The organism is Mesorhizobium sp. M7A.F.Ca.MR.245.00.0.0 (assembly GCF_003997415.1).
In the GTDB taxonomy this organism is placed as follows: Bacteria; Pseudomonadota; Alphaproteobacteria; order Rhizobiales; family Rhizobiaceae; genus Mesorhizobium.
The window spans coordinates 30,449-46,854 of the sequence record NZ_RZTE01000049.1 but is presented as its reverse complement, the minus strand read 5'-3'; the positions used below and the strand labels follow the sequence as shown (position 1 = coordinate 46,854).

Annotated in this window: 17 protein-coding genes and 1 tRNA gene; 14 read left to right on the top strand and 4 right to left on the bottom strand. The window is 62.9% G+C overall.

The genetic code is table 11. From position 1 onward, the window contains the following. Positions 1-130: 130 nt before the first annotated feature. The 4 genes from EOB80_RS30275 to EOB80_RS30260 all read left to right on the top strand — a co-directional run bounded on the left by EOB80_RS30275 (position 131) and on the right by EOB80_RS30260 (position 5,821). Complete coding sequence (locus EOB80_RS30275; RefSeq protein WP_127331600.1) at positions 131-1,531, top strand: lipopolysaccharide biosynthesis protein; 1,401 nt, start codon at positions 131-133, stop codon at positions 1,529-1,531. Further along, the gene (locus EOB80_RS30270; protein ID WP_127272362.1) at positions 1,531-2,811 is read left to right on the top strand and encodes a GNAT family N-acetyltransferase; all 1,281 of its coding nucleotides are present in this window, start codon (positions 1,531-1,533) and stop codon (positions 2,809-2,811) included. Before EOB80_RS30275 ends, EOB80_RS30270 begins: the two co-directional genes overlap by 1 nt. Before the next feature lie 227 nt (positions 2,812-3,038). Further along, on the top strand, positions 3,039-4,346 hold the full coding sequence (locus EOB80_RS30265; protein ID WP_127331598.1) for a hypothetical protein: 1,308 nt from the start codon (positions 3,039-3,041) through the stop codon (positions 4,344-4,346). A gap of 275 nt (positions 4,347-4,621) precedes the next feature. Beyond that, on the top strand, positions 4,622-5,821 hold the full coding sequence (locus EOB80_RS30260; RefSeq protein ID WP_127331596.1) for a hypothetical protein: 1,200 nt from the start codon (positions 4,622-4,624) through the stop codon (positions 5,819-5,821). Positions 5,822-5,990: 169 nt separating this feature from the next. Here the strand turns inward: EOB80_RS30260 and EOB80_RS30255 are convergent. Further along, a tRNA-Leu gene (locus tag EOB80_RS30255) sits at positions 5,991-6,075 on the bottom strand. A gap of 276 nt (positions 6,076-6,351) precedes the next feature. On the opposite strand from EOB80_RS30255, the gene EOB80_RS30250 reads away from it, so the two are divergent. Next, positions 6,352-6,939 (top strand): YqaA family protein, encoded by a 588-nt coding sequence (locus EOB80_RS30250; protein WP_023811139.1) that lies wholly within the window; start codon positions 6,352-6,354, stop codon positions 6,937-6,939. A 34-nt stretch (positions 6,940-6,973) separates the two neighbouring features. Further along, entirely contained in the window at positions 6,974-7,492 is a 519-nt protein-coding gene (locus EOB80_RS30245; RefSeq protein WP_013529434.1) for a disulfide bond formation protein B, read from the top strand. A gap of 162 nt (positions 7,493-7,654) precedes the next feature. Here EOB80_RS30245 and EOB80_RS30240 read toward each other — a convergent pair whose 3' ends face one another. After that, complete coding sequence (locus EOB80_RS30240) at positions 7,655-8,212, bottom strand: HNH endonuclease (RefSeq protein WP_006328497.1); 558 nt, start codon at positions 8,210-8,212, stop codon at positions 7,655-7,657. Positions 8,213-8,322: 110 nt separating this feature from the next. Further along, positions 8,323-8,982 (bottom strand): DNA-3-methyladenine glycosylase, encoded by a 660-nt coding sequence (locus tag EOB80_RS30235; protein ID WP_127331594.1) that lies wholly within the window; start codon positions 8,980-8,982, stop codon positions 8,323-8,325. A 73-nt stretch (positions 8,983-9,055) separates the two neighbouring features. Here EOB80_RS30235 and gluQRS point away from each other — a divergent pair, with 73 nt between their 5' ends. After that, entirely contained in the window at positions 9,056-9,931 is an 876-nt protein-coding gene (gluQRS, locus tag EOB80_RS30230; protein WP_127331592.1) for a tRNA glutamyl-Q(34) synthetase GluQRS, read from the top strand. Between the two features lie 140 nt (positions 9,932-10,071). Next, a complete protein-coding gene (locus EOB80_RS30225) occupies positions 10,072-10,965 on the top strand; it encodes a DMT family transporter (protein WP_127331590.1) in 894 nt (297 codons plus the stop codon). Between the two features lie 67 nt (positions 10,966-11,032). On the opposite strand, the gene EOB80_RS30220 is transcribed toward EOB80_RS30225, so the two are convergent. Continuing rightward, positions 11,033-11,884, bottom strand: a complete 852-nt coding sequence (locus EOB80_RS30220; protein ID WP_127270626.1) for a YihY/virulence factor BrkB family protein — start codon at positions 11,882-11,884, stop codon at positions 11,033-11,035. Positions 11,885-11,939: 55 nt separating this feature from the next. Here EOB80_RS30220 and EOB80_RS30215 point away from each other — a divergent pair, with 55 nt between their 5' ends. From EOB80_RS30215 to EOB80_RS30190, 6 genes are all read left to right on the top strand, one after another. Then, positions 11,940-12,806 (top strand): SDR family oxidoreductase, encoded by an 867-nt coding sequence (locus tag EOB80_RS30215; RefSeq protein WP_127331588.1) that lies wholly within the window; start codon positions 11,940-11,942, stop codon positions 12,804-12,806. 25 nt (positions 12,807-12,831) lie between these two features. Beyond that, the gene (locus EOB80_RS30210) at positions 12,832-13,023 is read left to right on the top strand and encodes a twin transmembrane helix small protein (protein ID WP_013529428.1); all 192 of its coding nucleotides are present in this window, start codon (positions 12,832-12,834) and stop codon (positions 13,021-13,023) included. A 22-nt stretch (positions 13,024-13,045) separates the two neighbouring features. Further along, positions 13,046-13,627, top strand: coding sequence for a cob(I)yrinic acid a,c-diamide adenosyltransferase (locus EOB80_RS30205; protein ID WP_127270629.1), 582 nt, complete (start codon positions 13,046-13,048; stop codon positions 13,625-13,627). Between the two features lie 29 nt (positions 13,628-13,656). Then, on the top strand, positions 13,657-14,457 hold the full coding sequence (locus tag EOB80_RS30200) for a rhomboid family intramembrane serine protease (protein WP_127331586.1): 801 nt from the start codon (positions 13,657-13,659) through the stop codon (positions 14,455-14,457). 213 nt (positions 14,458-14,670) lie between these two features. After that, positions 14,671-15,420: an electron transfer flavoprotein subunit beta/FixA family protein gene (locus tag EOB80_RS30195; protein WP_127331584.1), complete on the top strand. Its 750-nt coding sequence runs from the start codon at positions 14,671-14,673 to the stop codon at positions 15,418-15,420. Positions 15,421-15,443: 23 nt separating this feature from the next. Then, the gene (locus EOB80_RS30190; protein ID WP_127273233.1) at positions 15,444-16,373 is read left to right on the top strand and encodes an electron transfer flavoprotein subunit alpha/FixB family protein; all 930 of its coding nucleotides are present in this window, start codon (positions 15,444-15,446) and stop codon (positions 16,371-16,373) included. Positions 16,374-16,406: the final 33 nt, after the last annotated feature.

The following is a 16,406-nucleotide window of genomic DNA, read 5'->3' as shown; positions in this document are numbered from 1 at the left end:
CCTCATCCGCCTGCCGGCACCTTCTCCCCGTATAGTGACGGGGCGAAGGGGGCTCCCCACCCACGTTTTCTTAATGTGTCTCCGCTACACCAACGCCTGAAAAAGAAGCGGAAAACGGAGAGAAATCGGGGTGCGCTTTTCCGCGGCCACGACTGCCGGGCGGTTCTTGCCGCAGCGTTGGGCGCTGCGCATGGGGCCGTTGCTTGGCCGCATCGATGCCGTGCTGTTCACCGCCGACGAGCGCGGCGAGGCGAGCCGCATGTCGGTCATCGCCTTCTCCATCCGCATCGTCAGCGCTGTCATCGCCTTCATCAGCCAGGTGCTGATGGCACGCTGGATGGGCTCGTTCGAATACGGCATCTTCGTCCTCGTCTGGGTGACGATGGTCATCGTCGGAAACCTCGCCTGCCTGGGCTTCCACACCTCCGTCATCCGCTACATTCCCGAATACCGCGAGCGCGGCTTGATGGATGAGCTGCGCGGTATCGTGCTGGCCAGCCGTCTGTTCGTGCTGATCGCCTCGACGCTGATCGCCGGGCTCGGCGCGCTCGGCGTCTGGCTGGCGGCACCCTGGATCGAAAGCTACTATGTGATCCCGTTCATCCTCGGCGTCATCTGCCTGCCGATGATCGCCATGTCCGACCTTTTGTCGGGCCTGGCACGCGCCAACAGCTGGGCGCTGTTTGCCCTGTCGCCGACCTATCTGGTGCGGCCCGTGCTGATCCTGCTGTTCATGGCGCTGATGCTGTTCGTGGGCTACGCACCCGATGCCAGGACCGCCATCTTCGCCTCGATCGCCGCCACTTACGTCACTACGCTGGGACAACTGGTCGGTGTCACCCAGCGCATGGAACGGCAGATCCCGGCGGGGCCGATAAAGGTCCATTTCGCGCAATGGTTCGTCGTCTCGCTGCCGATCTTCCTGGTCGAGAGCTTCTTCTTCCTGCTGACCAATGCCGATGTGCTGATGGTCGGCGCCTATATGGATCCCAACGACGTCGCCGTTTATTTCGCCACCGTGAAGACGCTGGCGCTGGTGCATTTCGTCTACTTCGCCGTCAAGGCCGGCGTTGCCCAGCGCTATGCGCAGTTCACCCATGGCGACCCGCAAAGGCTTGCCGCCTTCGCCCGCGAGACGGTGTCGTGGACGTTCTGGCCATCGCTCTTGATGGCCCTGCTGGTGCTGGCGCTCGGCGAGCCGATGCTGGTGCTGTTCGGCCCTGAATTCACATCAGGCTATCCGTTGCTGTTCCTGCTTGTCTTCGGCGTCGTGGCGCGGGCCGCCGTCGGCCCCTGCGAAAGCCTGCTGACGATGAGCGGCAACCAGAACATCTGTGCTGCCGTCTATGCCATGACGCTGGCCTTCAACATCGCCCTCAATGTGGTGCTCATCCCGATGTTCGGCCTGTGGGGCGCGGCAATGGCCACCGCCTTTGCCATGATCTTCGAAGCCGGCGCGCTCTCCTTCACGGTGTGGCGCAAGCTCGGCATCGCCATGCTCATCTTCTTAGCCCCGAAAGGAGCCGCGTGATGGCTGCCATCCCGTTGCTTGAGGAAACCAGCGGCGGCACTGCCGGCGCGATGGTGTCTGGCCTTGCCGGACTGACCCGCGACGCCGACCCCGCTCACATTGAAATCCTCGCCAACAACCGGCCCGAGCGCAAGCTCGCCATCTATCCGGCATCGGCCGGCTTCGACCTGGTCGAGGAGCTGGATTATCTCTGCGCCCGCACGGTCGAGCCCAACGTGTTCTTCAACCCGCGTTTCCTGGCGCCCGCCATGCCGCGGCTGGAGGACCGCGAGGTGCGGCTGGCGGTCATCCGCGACGGCGACGAATACCGCAACCGGCTGCGCCTTCTGGTGCCGTTCTCGGTGGAACGGCCGGTGGTGCCGCTCGGCGTGCCGGTCATGCGCACATGGTCGAGCCCGTTCGGTCCGCTCGGCACGCCGCTGGTCGACCGCGACGATCCTGTCGGCGTCGTCGAAGACTTCTTCTCGATGCTGTCGCGCCCGCACCTCAAGCTGCCGAAAGTCTTCGTCCTGGCCGATGTCCGGCTCGATGGCCCGGTGGCGAGCCTGCTTGCCACCGTGGCCGAGGCGCGCGGCCTGACGCTGGTCACCACCGGCCAGATCCAGCGCCCGGCGCTGGAGAGCGAGCTCGATGGAGACGATTATCTGAAGGCCTCGCTGCGCGCGCACCATTATCGCGAGTTCCGCCGCCTGAAGCGGCGCCTTGGCGACCTTGGCAAGCTTGAGCATGTCGTGGCGCGCGGCCCCGAAGACATCCGCCATGCCATCGAAGGCTTCCTGTCGCTGGAAGCGGCCGGCTGGAAAGGCCGCGAACGCACCGCCATGGCGATCGACCGCTTCCGCGCCGCCTTCGCCCGCGAAGCCGTGCACCGGCTGGCCGAACAGGACATGTGCCGCATCCATTCGCTGACGCTCGACGGCCGCACCATCGCCTGCCTGATCGTCTTCGTCGAAGCCGGCATCGCCTATACCTGGAAGACGGCCTATGACGAGACGCTGGCCAGCTATTCGCCCGGCACGCTGCTGATGATCGAGGTGACCAGGCAGCATCTCGACGATCCCAACATCATGATGACCGATTCCTGCGCGGTGCCCGACCATCCGGTGATGAGCCGGCTGTGGGCGGAGCGCAAGCCGATGGGCACGCTGGTGATCGGCCTGGCGCCGGACGCCGACCGCCTCACCCGCCAGGCCGCCTCGCAACTGCACCTCTACCGCGAAACCCGCAACATGGCCCGCCTGCTGCGCAACCGCATGAAGAGCCTGTTGGGGCGGCGCTGAGAAAAGGCAGGGTGCGTTCTGGAGAATGGCACATCTTCGCTGCAATATTTGACGGGTGGGTGACCGGGAGTTTACTTCGGCTGCCAGCAGGCAAACGCGAATATTGATCTCTGCTTTTAAAAAAACGAGATTTCCCGCAGAAATTCCCAGTGAAAGCCGATAAAACCTACTCGCATTCTTGTTCTTAATTCACGATAATCTAGTGATTCGGTAGCGATGAGAGAGAAATGTCGCTGAATCATGAGGCCAACGGCGCCCGGCACATCAGTGCGGAGGATAGCGCCGTTGTCCGAAGGGCCGACGAAGACTTCGACGAACTGATTCGAAGCATTCGAGCCGCAACCTATCAAGCTTTGCCTCTCTTCGAAGAGGAGCCCGTGACCGGATTGGCCCAGTCAGACACGCTGGCCGCCTCCCTCGGCTCGACTTCGGCCCGGACGGGCTCGAGCCAGGCCCGCGCCATGCGCGGCTCCTCGCCCTTGTCCGACGACAGGCTGGATCCACGTGCCGTTGACGACTTGGCGTGGTCGTTGGTTGACCACGATGTGGGCAGGCTTGATGCGCAAACGCACGATGCCGACGCTCCCGATACCGACAAATGGGAATTGCAGGAAGAGGTGGCGAAGCTGCAGCGCTTGCAGGATCGCACCTCGAAAGAGCTTGGGCGAAAATCGCGCGAGCTATCGATCGCGAGCAAGACAATCGCCGACCTGGAGGTCCAACTCAACAGGGCACGGCAGACCATTGCGCAAGCGGACAGGCATGCCGGCCAGCGCGCAACGCGGTTCCTCGAAGCGAATGTCGAGGTCGAGCGTCTGGGCCGGAACCTGGCGCGCGTGTCGGGGCAACTTCGCGACGAGATCATCGCCAGGCAAGCCGCCGAGCAGGCGCGTGAGGACGTTGCATGGCGGCTCGCAAGCTTGCAACAGGCCACCATGCTGCTTCGTTCCAAGGTCGCGGATGACCGGCTCCACAACGAAAGACTGACCGGCAAACTGTCTGCGCAGATGCTGGTGCAGCAGGACCTGCAGGTGCGGCTGTCCACGCTCGAGCATCAGCGCGGCGTTCTCGGTGATTGCGCCGCCGCCGCGCAGGAGCGGGCCGTCGAACTTGAAAAGAGGTTGCGCTCGCTCCAGCGCAGCGCCGCCGATCAAAGCGTGGTCCGCGCAACGCCGAGGGTCGGGCAGCGCGCCGAGGACGTGGCCGAGTATCGGGGCCAAACCTCGGAAGCCGAGATCGCGACGTTGCGCCAGGAGCGCGACGCGGCGCGCCGAGACTATGGCGCGGTGAAGGTCCAACTCGCCGATCTCCGCTTGCGCGGCATGACCGACGAACTCGCGCATGCCCGTTGCCGCGATGAAAACCGCCAGCTTCACCAAAGGCTGGAAACGCTGACACGCCAGGATCCCCCCAACGGACCGGCAGCCGATGACAATGCCGATCTCGAACGGACATTCGACGAATTGCTGGCGGCTGGGGAGATCGGCGCGGCCAATGACGGCGGCCCCACGGGCGGGACGCGCAAAGCGTCTTGACCGCCTGCTGAGATGTATCGGTACGCAGGCGGCCACTCGAGCCGACGGACGTGTTGGTGATCGGCATGACGCCGCCGCCCTTCTGGCACACCGAACTCGAGGCCGTCGAAACGTCGAGTGCATTCCAATGGTTGTCGTGTCTGTGGATGCCCTCAGCAAGCGTCTTGATCCCTGCCAGAGCGAGGATTCCGAGCCATGAAAAATGATATGGCTGCCGCAGGTCTCCTCGCCATCAGACCCGTCTCGACCCATTGCGTCGCCGAGCGCTCCATGCCTTGGATAGCATCTGGAGCGGCGGCGGCGTAGATACCTTTTGGAAGAATGTTCAACGTCAAAGCTTAGGAATCGCCATGAGTAGGCAAGATCGAGGCCTTACGCGCTTGTCACGCAGGACGCGCAACGGCTTCAAGAATGCGGCGTTAGCACTTCATCTAGCGATCAATGTAGAACGACGAGACAGCATTGCTATTCGTGTAACAGGCGGCATGGGCGACCATATCGTGGCCGTCCGGTTCATTCGCGATCTGCTGAGCCACTTTGGCCACGCAAAAATCGACGTCTATTCCGTAACGGGCGGAATGGGCTGGCTCTACGAGCCTCTACCGGATGTAACTTTCATTGAAGCTCCGAAACGCGTATTTACGTGGGTCACGCGTCGATATATTCTTGTCCTGCAGATCACACATACCGTAGATCTTGTGCACATGAGTTCTGCCGCTGCCGAACGGTGGCCGGAGCTTTTAGCAATGCTGCAAAGCATCGCACCGTATCGGAAGATGTTTTCGCATGCGATCGATGCGCATCCTCATTTGGACTTTCATCCAGCACTTGTAGCCCAATTTCAGAATGTGAGGCGAGACACCTTTCTGAACCATGTCAGCGGTGTGCCCTTTGGCGGCCATCAATATCCGCTACCTGAGGATGCGTCCTTGGTTCAAAGCTTGGGACTGGACCATAAACCCTACATTACCATCCATAATTCCTTCAACGAGGAGTCGGGTCGCCCTCGAGCTACGCGAGATTATCCGTTCTTGGATGATGTTGTGAAGGAGGTGAAGGCGCAGTTGCCGGATCTTCCGGTTGTCCAAGTCGGCGTGGTAGGAGGCACCCTCAGTTCGGCCGACTACAACCTTTCTTCCAAGACAACACAGCCGCAAATCACCTCCGTTCTTGCGAACTCGTCCATGCATTTCGACATGGAGGGAGGGCTTGTTCATATCGCAAGCTGTGTAGGGACGCCGTGTTGTGTCGTTTTCGGTCCAACGCCGATCGGCTATTACGCCTACCCGAACAATATCAATATTGCCCCGCGTGTCTGCGGCGATTGTTGGTCCATTACATTGGATTGGCAAAAGACCTGCCTTCTAGGCGCCGCGGAACCGCCTTGCATGTTCACACAACCACCCAAGGCGGTGGCGCATGCGGCGTTACCGCATCTGCGAGTTTTGTTGAGCGAAAAGCGCCGATCAGCCTGAAGGGGCACTTGCAGGCGAACAAGGGCCGGCAAGCGTTAGCATGGGAAACAGCAGACCACGATACACGAAAAGGCCAACCGGGAACGCAACGCCGGCGCTGCCGCGCACAAGCGGATCCCAAAACAAACACAGGCTAAATTGTCCCACCCGAAGCTCGAAGAGTGTAGGATGGTGCCCCTAGCCGGAATCGAACCAGCACTCCTTGCGGAACTCGATTTTGAGTCGAGCGCGTCTACCAATTCCGCCATAGGGGCTCAGGCCGGGCGGCCTGGATGGCGCGGGACTATACGGTTGGAGGGCTGTTCGTCAACTGGCCAATTCTCCGGCGCCCTCAAGATGCGACCAAACTGCGCCTTTCGATTTCGTGAGGGGGCTGCCATTGTGCAGCGCGGAAAATCTTTCTAGACAGGCGGCGCATCAAAGCGCGGCACGTCTGCGGGGACGGATGGCGTGCTCTGGGTCTTTGTTCTGTGCATGCCGTTAAACCCCAACCTGCCTGCGCAATGGAACGACACGCATTAGGAGTGCCGATGCTTCGCGGACTTTACGACTGGACCTTGTCGCTGGCGGCCCGCAAATCCGCCGAATGGTGGCTGGCCTTCATCGCTTTCGTCGAGAGTTCGGTGTTCCTGGTGCCGGCCGACGTGCTCTATCTGCCGATGGCGCTGTCGCGGCCGGATCGCGCCTACCGCTACGCGCTGATCGCCACCGTCGCCTCGGTGCTGGGCGGCATCGCCGGCTGGTTCATCGGCCATTACGCCTATGACGCCGTGGCGAGGCCGATCCTCGAATTCTACGGCAAGTACGACGAGTTCGAAGCGCTGCGCGCGGGGGCAGGCGTCGGCTTCATCGTCCTGATGCTGATCACGTCGGGCGCTGCCCACCTGCCGCCGATCAAGGTGGTGACGATCCTGTCCGGCGTCATCGGCGTCAATTTGCTGTTGTTCGTGGTGCTGGCGATCGTGGCCCGCGGTGGCCGTTTCCTGCTGCTCGCCTGGCTGCTGCGCCATTATGGCGAACCGATCCGCGAATTCATCGAAAAGCGCCTCGGCCTCATCGCCGGCGCCGGCGCGGCTGCCCTGATTTTGCTCTATATCCTGGTCAAATACGCGTTCTGAACAGAACCATTGCGAGCCGGACGGACCGATTGAAATGACAGCGACCATGAATGCCGACACCGGACGCCAGCGCACGCTGACCGCCTTGTTCCTCGCCGTCGCCATGGCCGCCACCGTCGGCTCGGCGCTCGGCTTCCAGTATCTTGGCGGCTACATCCCCTGCCACCTCTGCCTAGAACAGCGCACGCCCTATTATATCGGCGTGCCGCTGATGGTGCTGGCGGTGATTGCGTCGATGCTGCACGCACCCAGCTGGCTGACGCGCGGCCTGCTGGCCGTCGGCGGCATCCTGATGCTCTACGGCCTCTATCTCGGCGTCTACCACTCCGGCGTCGAATGGCAGTGGTGGGCCGGCCCGACCGATTGTACCGCAGGCGCCGGGCCGGTCGACACCGGCGGCAAGGGCGTGCTCGACGCGCTCGACAAATTCGTGCCGCCGTCCTGCGACAAAGCCGCCTTGCGCATCCTTGGCCTGTCCCTGGCCGGCTGGAACGCCATCGCCAGCCTGATCCTTGCCGCCGTCGCCTTCCGCGGCGCCCTCACCCGCGACTGATTTGGGCGCGATGGCGCCGACGCGAGATCGTTCAAGAATTCGGCAGGCTGAGTCGTATGGAGTGATTGTCGAGAACCGAAGCGGAGCGGACATTTGGTCCGTGAGCATCGGAAGCGCAGACAATTGCTCCAGACGGCCAGCCTCCCGAATTTTCGAACGATCTCAGGGTTCGAGTTCGACATCCCAGTACAGATAATCCATCCAGCTCTCATGCAGATGGTTGGGCGGGAACAGGCGGCCATTGTTGTGCAGATCGTGCACCGTCGGCTGGAAAGGCTTCTGCAGCGGCCACATCTTGGCATGCGCGGGCATCATGCCGCCCTTCCTCAAATTGCAGGGCGAGCAGGCGGCAACGACATTCTCCCATGTCGTCGCGCCGCCGCGATGGCGGGGGATGACGTGATCGAAGGTCAGATCCTCCGGCGTGCCGCAATACTGGCACTGGAAGCGATCGCGCAGGAAGACATTGAAGCGGGTGAAGGCCGGGTGCCTGGACGGCTTCACATAGGCCTTCAGGCTGACCACGCTCGGCAGCTTCATCGAGAAGGTCGGCGAGGAGACGGCGTGCTCGTATTCGGCGACGATGTTCACCCGGTCGAGGAACACCGCCTTGATGGCATCCTGCCACGACCAGAGCGACAAGGGGTAATAGCTGAGCGGACGGTAATCCGCATTCAGCACCAGTGCTGGAAGCCCATCCGGAGATACGGCAACCGTCACGTGTTCACCTCCTTGGTTCTAGACCCGAACGGCGCGGATACTGTAAGCCCGACATGACAGGGATGTGAAGCGGATTGTCGCGTCGCCTAAGCGCCAAAAATGCATGATTTTTATGATTTTTTGCGGATTGAGGCCGGCGGCGCGGCGTCCCGCCCTCTGGTTTCGCGATAATAGGACCAGAAAAGCCGTGATGCGACACCTCGCCACGGGCTCCATGATTCGGCCAATGCGATCAGGGTTTTCTCCGGCGGACGCGGCTCGATGCCGAGCGCGTGGCCGACCGCGCTCTGCAGCGCGACGTCGCGCGCGGGGAAGATGTCGGGATGCCCGGCGGCGAATAAGAGATACACTTCCGCCGTCCACGGACCGATGCCGGACACCGCCGTCATCGTCGTGATCGCGTCCTCGGCATCGAGCGAACAGAGGTGATGAAGGTCGAGGCCGTCGACCACGGCCTGGGCAACAGCGATCAGGCCGCGCTGTTTGGGCCGCGACAGGCCGGCTTCGCGAAACATGTCCTCGCCGGCGGCCAGGATCGCCTGCGGCGTCAGCGGATCGACAAGCTTGGTCAGCCGGCCGAAGATCGCGTCGGCACTGGCGCGGGACACTTGTTGCGAGACGACGATCGACGCCAGGCTTCGAAACCCCGGCTCGGACAGCCGCAGCGGCACCTCGCCGGCCATGCCGCGCACCTTTTCCAGGCGCGGGTCGATCACGCAAAGCGCATCGAGCCCCCGGGCAATGTCGTCTGATGTCACGATACGGCGCATGCTTTCTTGTTCCTCGACCGTCGACAGGGTAGCAATTGGCGAAGCGCCGCAAAACATGATTGCCGCCTGAGAGATGACACTCCTGACATTCCGCTTCGCGCCCAGCCCCAACGGCGACCTGCATCTCGGCCACGCCTATTCGGCGCTGCTCAACCAGAAGCTGGCGGCACGGGCACACGGCCGCCTGCTGCTGCGCATCGAGGATATCGACACGACGCGCTGCACGCCGCAATTCGAGGCCGGCGTACTGGCCGACCTGAAATGGCTGGGACTTGGCTGGGAAGAGCCGGTGCGCCGCCAGTCCGAGCATTTCGCCGAATACCAGGCGGTGCTCGAGCGGTTGATCGCGGAAGAACTCGTCTACCCCGCCTTCATGAGCCGTGGCGAGATCCGCGCCTTCATCACCGACAGCGAAAAGCGTGGGCGCGACTGGCCGCGCGATCCCGATGGCGTGCCGCTCTACCCCGCCGCGGACAAGGCGCTGCCGCTGAAGGAACGTCAGCGGCGGATAGTCGAGAATGCGCCCTTCGCCTGGCGGCTGGATGTCGAGGCCGCCATGGCGCGTGTCGGCAAGGACCTGTCCTGGACGGAGTATTCCGACGAGACGCTTTCCACGACGCGCTCCGTCGAAGCCCGCCCGCAGGACTGGGGCGACGTGATCTTGGCGCGCCGTGACATCCCGACCAGCTACCACCTCGTCGTCGTCATGGACGATGCGCTGCAAGGCGTCAGCCACGTCGTGCGCGGCCAGGACCTGTTTTCCGCCACCGGCGTGCAGCGCCTGCTGCAGCGACTCCTGGGGCTGCCGCAACCGGCCTATTTCCATCATCGCCTCATCCTCGGACCCGACGGCCGAAAGCTGTCGAAGAGCCTCCGTGACACCGGTCTTGCCGCGCTGCGTCATGCCGGCGCATCACCTGATGACATCAGACGGACGGTCGGGCTTTGACCAGGCGAGATCACCTGCCAAATGCGCCGGCCGTTGAATTTCAGTGATGTATGGATCAATGGTTTCGCTTTGCGCATCGGGTTGAAGCGCATTAGAGCAGCGCCACGGTCAACTCTCCCCAGTACGGCGGCCTCCGGAACATGCACAGCATCAAGCGGTTCATCCCCGCCACCTTCGTCGTCTTGTGGGCCACCGGCTTCATCGGTGCGCGCTACGCCATGCCGTGGGCGGAACCGTTCACCTTCCTCGCCGCGCGTTTCGTCCTCGCTGCTATCCTGCTGGCCGTCCTGATGCTTGTGCTTGGCTCGAAAAGAGCCACCCGCCAGGAGGCGCTGCATGCCACCGGCGCCGGCATCCTGATGCATGGCGTCTATCTCGGCGCCGTCTTCTGGGCCATCCACAGGGGCATGCCGGCCGGCTTTTCAGCCCTCATCGTCGGCCTGCAGCCACCGATCACGGCGGTGCTTGCCGGCAAGTTCCTCGGCGAGGCGATCCTGCCGCGCCACTGGCTTGGCCTTGGCATCGGCCTCATCGGTATCGTCATCGTGCTGTGGCCGAAGCTCGGCGCGCTGGGCGGCGGCGTGACCGCGGCGACATTGACCGCCTCGCTGGTCTCGGTACTCGGCATGAGCGCCGGCACCATCTGGCAGAAGCGCTTCGCCTCCGGCGGCGACCTCGTCGCGGCGACCATGTGGCAATATGTCGGCGGTGGTTCGCTGATGCTCCTCGCCTCGCTCGCCTTCGAAACCCACACGGTCATCATCAATGGCGAACTGATCTTCGCCATGGCCTGGCTGGTGCTGGTGCTGTCGCTCGGCGCCATCTTCCTGCTGATGGTCATGATCCGCGACGGCGAGATGTCGAAAGTGGCCTCGCTGTTCTACCTGGTGCCGGCGGTGACGGCGGTCATCGCATGGGCACTCTTCGACGAACAGCTCAACGCGCTGCAGATTGCCGGCATGGCGATCACCACATTCGGCGTTGGCCTGGCAACGGCGCGGCAGACGAAGGGAATTGGAGAATTGAAGAATTGAAGAATTCGGGTTCCTCAATTCCTCAATTCTCCAGTTCCTCAATTCCTCTTCTCCGTCCGGCATCCGCTCATCCCACCCGCGCACGTGCCTCCAGATAGCGGCTGATCGCGGCATTGAGCTCGCCGCCAAGGATAAAGATCGCCGATACCATGTAGAGGAAGACCACGGCGATCATGATCGAGGCCAGGCCGGCATAGGTCGTCACGTAGGACGAAAAGTGGTCGAGATAGGTGGCGAAGATGGTCGAGCCGATAAGCCATGCCGCCAGCGTGAAGACGATGCCCGGCACCAGCGAGACGAAGCGGCGCTTGCCCGCCGGCAGCCAGAAATGCACGGCAAACAATCCGCCGACAATGACCGCCGAAGCGATTACGTAACGCCACAGCGTGATGGTGCCCATATAGGGCTTTATCCAGTCGATATGGGCTTCGGCGATCCGCGCCAGCAGCGGCGCGAACACCAGGAGCACGCTGATCGCCAGGAAACCGGCCGTGGCGATGAGAACGAAGATGATGCTCTGCACCCGGCGGTAGATGATGCCGCGCGTTTCCGAAACGCGATAGGCGCGGTTGAGCGACGTGCGCAGCGCCTCGATGCCGTTCGATGCAAAATAGGCAGCAAGCACCACGCCATAGGTCAAAAGGTCGGTGCGCCGGACGGTCAGCACATTGAGCACTTCGCGCGCGATCGGCTTGGCGATCTGTTCGGGCCAGGTGTCGAAGACCAGATGGACGGCGGTGTCGGAGAACGCCTGCGCGCCGAGGAAGCTCGCCAGCGTCGTCGCGAAGATCAGGAACGGGAACAGCGCCATCAGCGATGTGATCGCCAGATGGCTGGCCATCGCCCAGCCGTCATCGGTATTGAAATGACCAAGCGCGTCGTAGAGGACCCGCTTGAGGGCTACGATCTTCCGCAACAAGAACCGCACCCTCCAATTGTCTCCACGCCAGGAATATGGGAAGGGATTGCGGCAAATGGCAACCCTTGGCGAAACCACGAACAGTCCGGCGCAGAAGTTGCGCTCGATTATCATCACCGGTGCGTCTTCGGGAATAGGCGCGTACTGCGCCCGCGCGTTGAAGGCAGAAGGCTGGCGGGTGTTCGCAACGGCGCGCAAGCCGCAGGACATCGCCGCGCTCGAAGCCGACGGCATCGAGGCCTTCTATCTCGATTATTGCGAGCCGGAGTCCATCGCCGCGCTGGTGACGGCGGTGCTCGACCGCACCGGCGGCCGGCTCGACGCCCTGTTCAACAACGGCGCCTATGCCCAGCCGGGCGCCGTCGAGGATCTGCCCGTTGCGGCGCTCAAGCAGCAGTTCGAGGCGAATTTCTTCGGCTGGCATGATTTGACCCGCCGACTGGTGCCGGTGATGCGTCGCCAGGGTCAGGGCCGCATCGTCCATTGCTCGTCGATCCTTGGCCTCGTCCCGGTGCGCTTTCGCGGCGCCTATTCCGCGTCGAAGCATGCACTGGAGGCCTTGATGCTCTGCCAGCGCCAGGAACTGGCCGGCAGCGGCGTCCACGTTTCGCTGATCGAGCCGGGGCCGGTGAAGTCGAAGATCGCCAGCAATGGCCTCATTTGGTTTCTCAGCAACATCGACCACGAAAATTCCGTGCACCGCGTGGACTATGCGGCGCAACTCGAACGGCTGCGGGCCGGCGGCAGCCAATCGGCCTTGAAGCCAGGGCCGGAAGTGGTTCATGTGGCGCTGCGCCATGCACTTCTGTCGCGGCGCCCGCGACCGCACTATGTGGTAACATTGCCGGCCAGGATCGGTGCGGTGCTCAAACGCATCCTGCCGGCATCGATGCTTTACCGCCTGATGGCCAAACGCGCCTGAACGCCAAAACAACTGGAACGAAACAATGGCAACCGTCTTCAACATTCTCGCCATTCTGGTCATGGTCGCCGTTGCGGTCGTGCTTGTTCGTGGCCTCATCAATATGATGCGCGGCGGCTCCGGCGTCACATCGAACAAGCTGATGCAGGCGCGCGTCATGCTGCAGGCCGTGGCGCTGGTGCTGATCCTGCTTGCGGTGTATTTCACCCGCAAGTGAGGGATGTCGGCGGGGAGGCGAAATGGTCAAGCTCAACAAGATCTACACCCGCACCGGCGATGATGGCACCACGGGTCTCGGCACCGGCGAGAGGCGGCTGAAATCCGACCTGCGGGTAGACGCCTACGGCACGGTCGACGAAGCCAATGCCTGCATCGGCATCGCCCGGGTCCACACGGCCGCGATCCATCCCGCGATCGACGCCATGCTTTCCCGCATCCAGAACGATCTGTTCGACCTCGGCGCCGATCTCGCCGTGCCCGACGACGGCAAGCCGCTCGGCTATGAGCCGCTTCGGATCGTCGCCGTGCAGACCGACCGGGTCGAAAAGGACATCGACCTTCTCAACAAGGAGCTTCAGCCGCTCAAATCCTTCGTGCTCAATGGCGGCACGCCGGCAGCGGCGGCACTTCACCTTGCCCGCACCGTGGCGCGGCGGGCCGAAAGGCTGATCGTGGCCCTTGCCCAGGATCCGGACGAGCACGTCAACCGCGACGGTTTGAAATACATCAACCGGGTCTCGGATTTCCTGTTTGTCGCCGCCCGGGCGGTCAATGACAACGGAAACGCCGACGTGCTATGGGTTCCCGGCAAGAACCGCTGATTGTCGAAAGCGGAAGAGGGCCTGGGGCAATGTTCATCCCGCTTTACGACACCAACAGGCTGCGGCACATCAGGCTGCAATATGTGACCATCGGGCTGATCGTGGTCAATGCCCTGGTCTACCTTGCCACCGCGCTCGGCGGCGAGAGTTTCTCCAATGCCGCCGTGCTTGGCCTCGGCTTCATCCCGTCGGTCGTCCATGACACCGCCGAGCTTGATCCCCGTTTCATCGTCATCCCCGAAAGCCTGAGCTATCTCACCTATTCCTTCCTGCATGCAGACATCTTCCATCTCGGCGGCAACATGCTGTTCCTGTGGGTGTTCGGCGACAATGTCGAGGATGCGCTCGGCCACATCCGCTACCTCATCTTCTACCTGTTGTGCGCGATCGCCGGCGCCGCTTTCCAGGGCCTCGTCGCCTGGGATTCGCAGGCGCCGCTGATCGGTGCCTCCGGCGCCATCGCCGGCGTGGTCGTCGCCTATCTGATCCTTTATCCCAGGGTGAAGGTCTGGGTGCTGGCCTTTGCCCGCATTCCGCTCCGCATCCCGGCCTTCATCCCGCTCATCTTGTGGCTACTGTTCCAGGTGGTGATGTTTGCCGCCGGCGGCGAGGACCAGATTTCGTGGGCCTGCCATATCGGCGGCATTATTGCCGGAGCCGTTCTTGTGCTCGTCCTGCGCAGCCGCGGCGTGCCGCTGTTTGCCGGCGCCGACGAGGACGTCGCGCCCACCGCTCCCGACCAACCGCCGGTTGCCACGGAACCGCTGATCCCCGACCCGCCCGCCGCGACGCCGCGCTGGGGGCGAGGAAACGCTTCCAGTTCGGACTGAACCGATTTGAGCGGCTTGCAGCGTATTGACGTGCAGGGTTGCCACAACTACGGAAACGTCACCGCCGCAACCTAAGGCGGGCAAACACCAGAATTTCCATCCGGCCGGAATTCCATCCGGCCAAAATTCAGTCAGGAATGTCGGCTTTCGACAACTCAGAACGGGCGCAGGCTGTTATAGCGCGCCCAACTAGCGTGAAGAGGTGACAGGCAAATGAAGATCCTTGTGCCCGTGAAGCGGGTTGTGGATGCGAACGTCAAGGTTCGCGTGAAGGCTGATGGTTCGGCGGTGGAGCTCGCCAACGTCAAGATGGCGATGAACCCGTTTGACGAAATCGCGGTGGAAGAAGCAATCCGGCTGAAGGAAGCCGGCAAGGCTGAAGAAATCATCGTCGTCTCGATCGGCCCGCAGCAGGCGCAGGAAACACTGCGCACCGCGCTCGCCATGGGCGCCGACCGCGCCATCCTGGTCAAGACCGAGGAACAGACCGAGCCGCTCGGCGTCGCCAAGGTGCTGAAAGGCGTCGTCGACGCCGAGCAGCCCGGCCTCGTCATTCTCGGCAAGCAGGCCATCGACGACGACTCCAACCAGACCGGCCAGATGCTGGCGGCACTGCTTGGTTGGGCGCAGGGCACCTTCGCTTCCAAGATCGTGCTCGACGGCGACAAGGCCAAGGTGACGCGCGAAGTCGACGGCGGCCTGCAGACCGTGGAACTGAAGATGCCGGTGATCGTCACCGCCGACCTTCGCCTCAACCAGCCGCGCTATGCCTCGTTGCCCAACATCATGAAGGCCAAGAAGAAGCAGCTCGACGAGAAGACCCCGGCCGACTACGGCGCCGACGTCAAGCCGCGGCTGAAGATCATCAAGACCGAGGAGCCGAGCGGCCGCAAGGCAGGCGTCAAGGTCAAGAGCGTCACTGAGCTGGTCGACAAGCTCAAGAACGAAGCCGGCGTGTTGTAAGCGATCGGGAAAGGAACAGAAAAATGGCTATTCTCCTCATCGCAGAACACGACAACGCAACGCTTTCCGACCAGACCGCCAAGGCGCTGTCGGCGGCGCTGCAGATCGGCTCGGACGTGCATGTGCTGGTTGCCGGCAAAGGCGCCAAGCCGGCAGCCGACGCTGCCGCCAAGCTCAAGGGCGTGAGCAAGGTGCTGCTGGCCGAGGCAGACGAACTTGCCGAGCGCCTGGCCGAGCCGACGGCAGCACTGGTCGTATCGTTGGCAGGCGCTTACGACACCATCATCGCGCCGGCGACCTCGTCGGGCAAGAATGTCGCGCCGCGAGTCGCAGCGCTGCTCGATGTCGCGCAGGTGTCCGAGATCATCGAAGTCGTATCGCCCGACACCTTCAAGCGGCCGATCTATGCCGGCAACGCCATCCAGACGGTGCAGTCGAGCGACGCCAAGAAGGTGATCACGGTGCGCACAGCCTCGTTCCAGGCAGCCCCCGAGGGCGGCTCGGCGGCGGTCGAGACCGTCAAGGCCGCGGCCAATCCCGGCCTGTCCACCTTCGTCGAGAACAAGCTTTCCGAGACCGACCGTCCGGAGCTGACCTCGGCCAAGATCATCATCTCGGGTGGTCGTGCGCTGGGTTCGGCGGAGAAGTTCCAGGAGGTCATCCTGCCGGTCGCCGACAAGCTCGGTGCCGCCGTCGGCGCCTCCCGCGCCGCGGTCGATGCCGGCTATGCGCCGAACGACTGGCAGGTCGGCCAGACCGGCAAGGTCGTCGCCCCTGATCTCTACATCGCGGTCGGCATCTCCGGCGCCATCCAGCATCTCGCCGGCATGAAGGATTCGAAGGTCATCGTCGCCATCAACAAGGACGAGGAGGCGCCGATTTTCCAGGTTGCCGACTACGGCCTCGTCGGCGATCTCTTCGTCATTCTGCCGGAGCTGCAAAAGGCGCTTTGACGCTTTCTGCCAAAGCGTATTAAATGGTGAGGG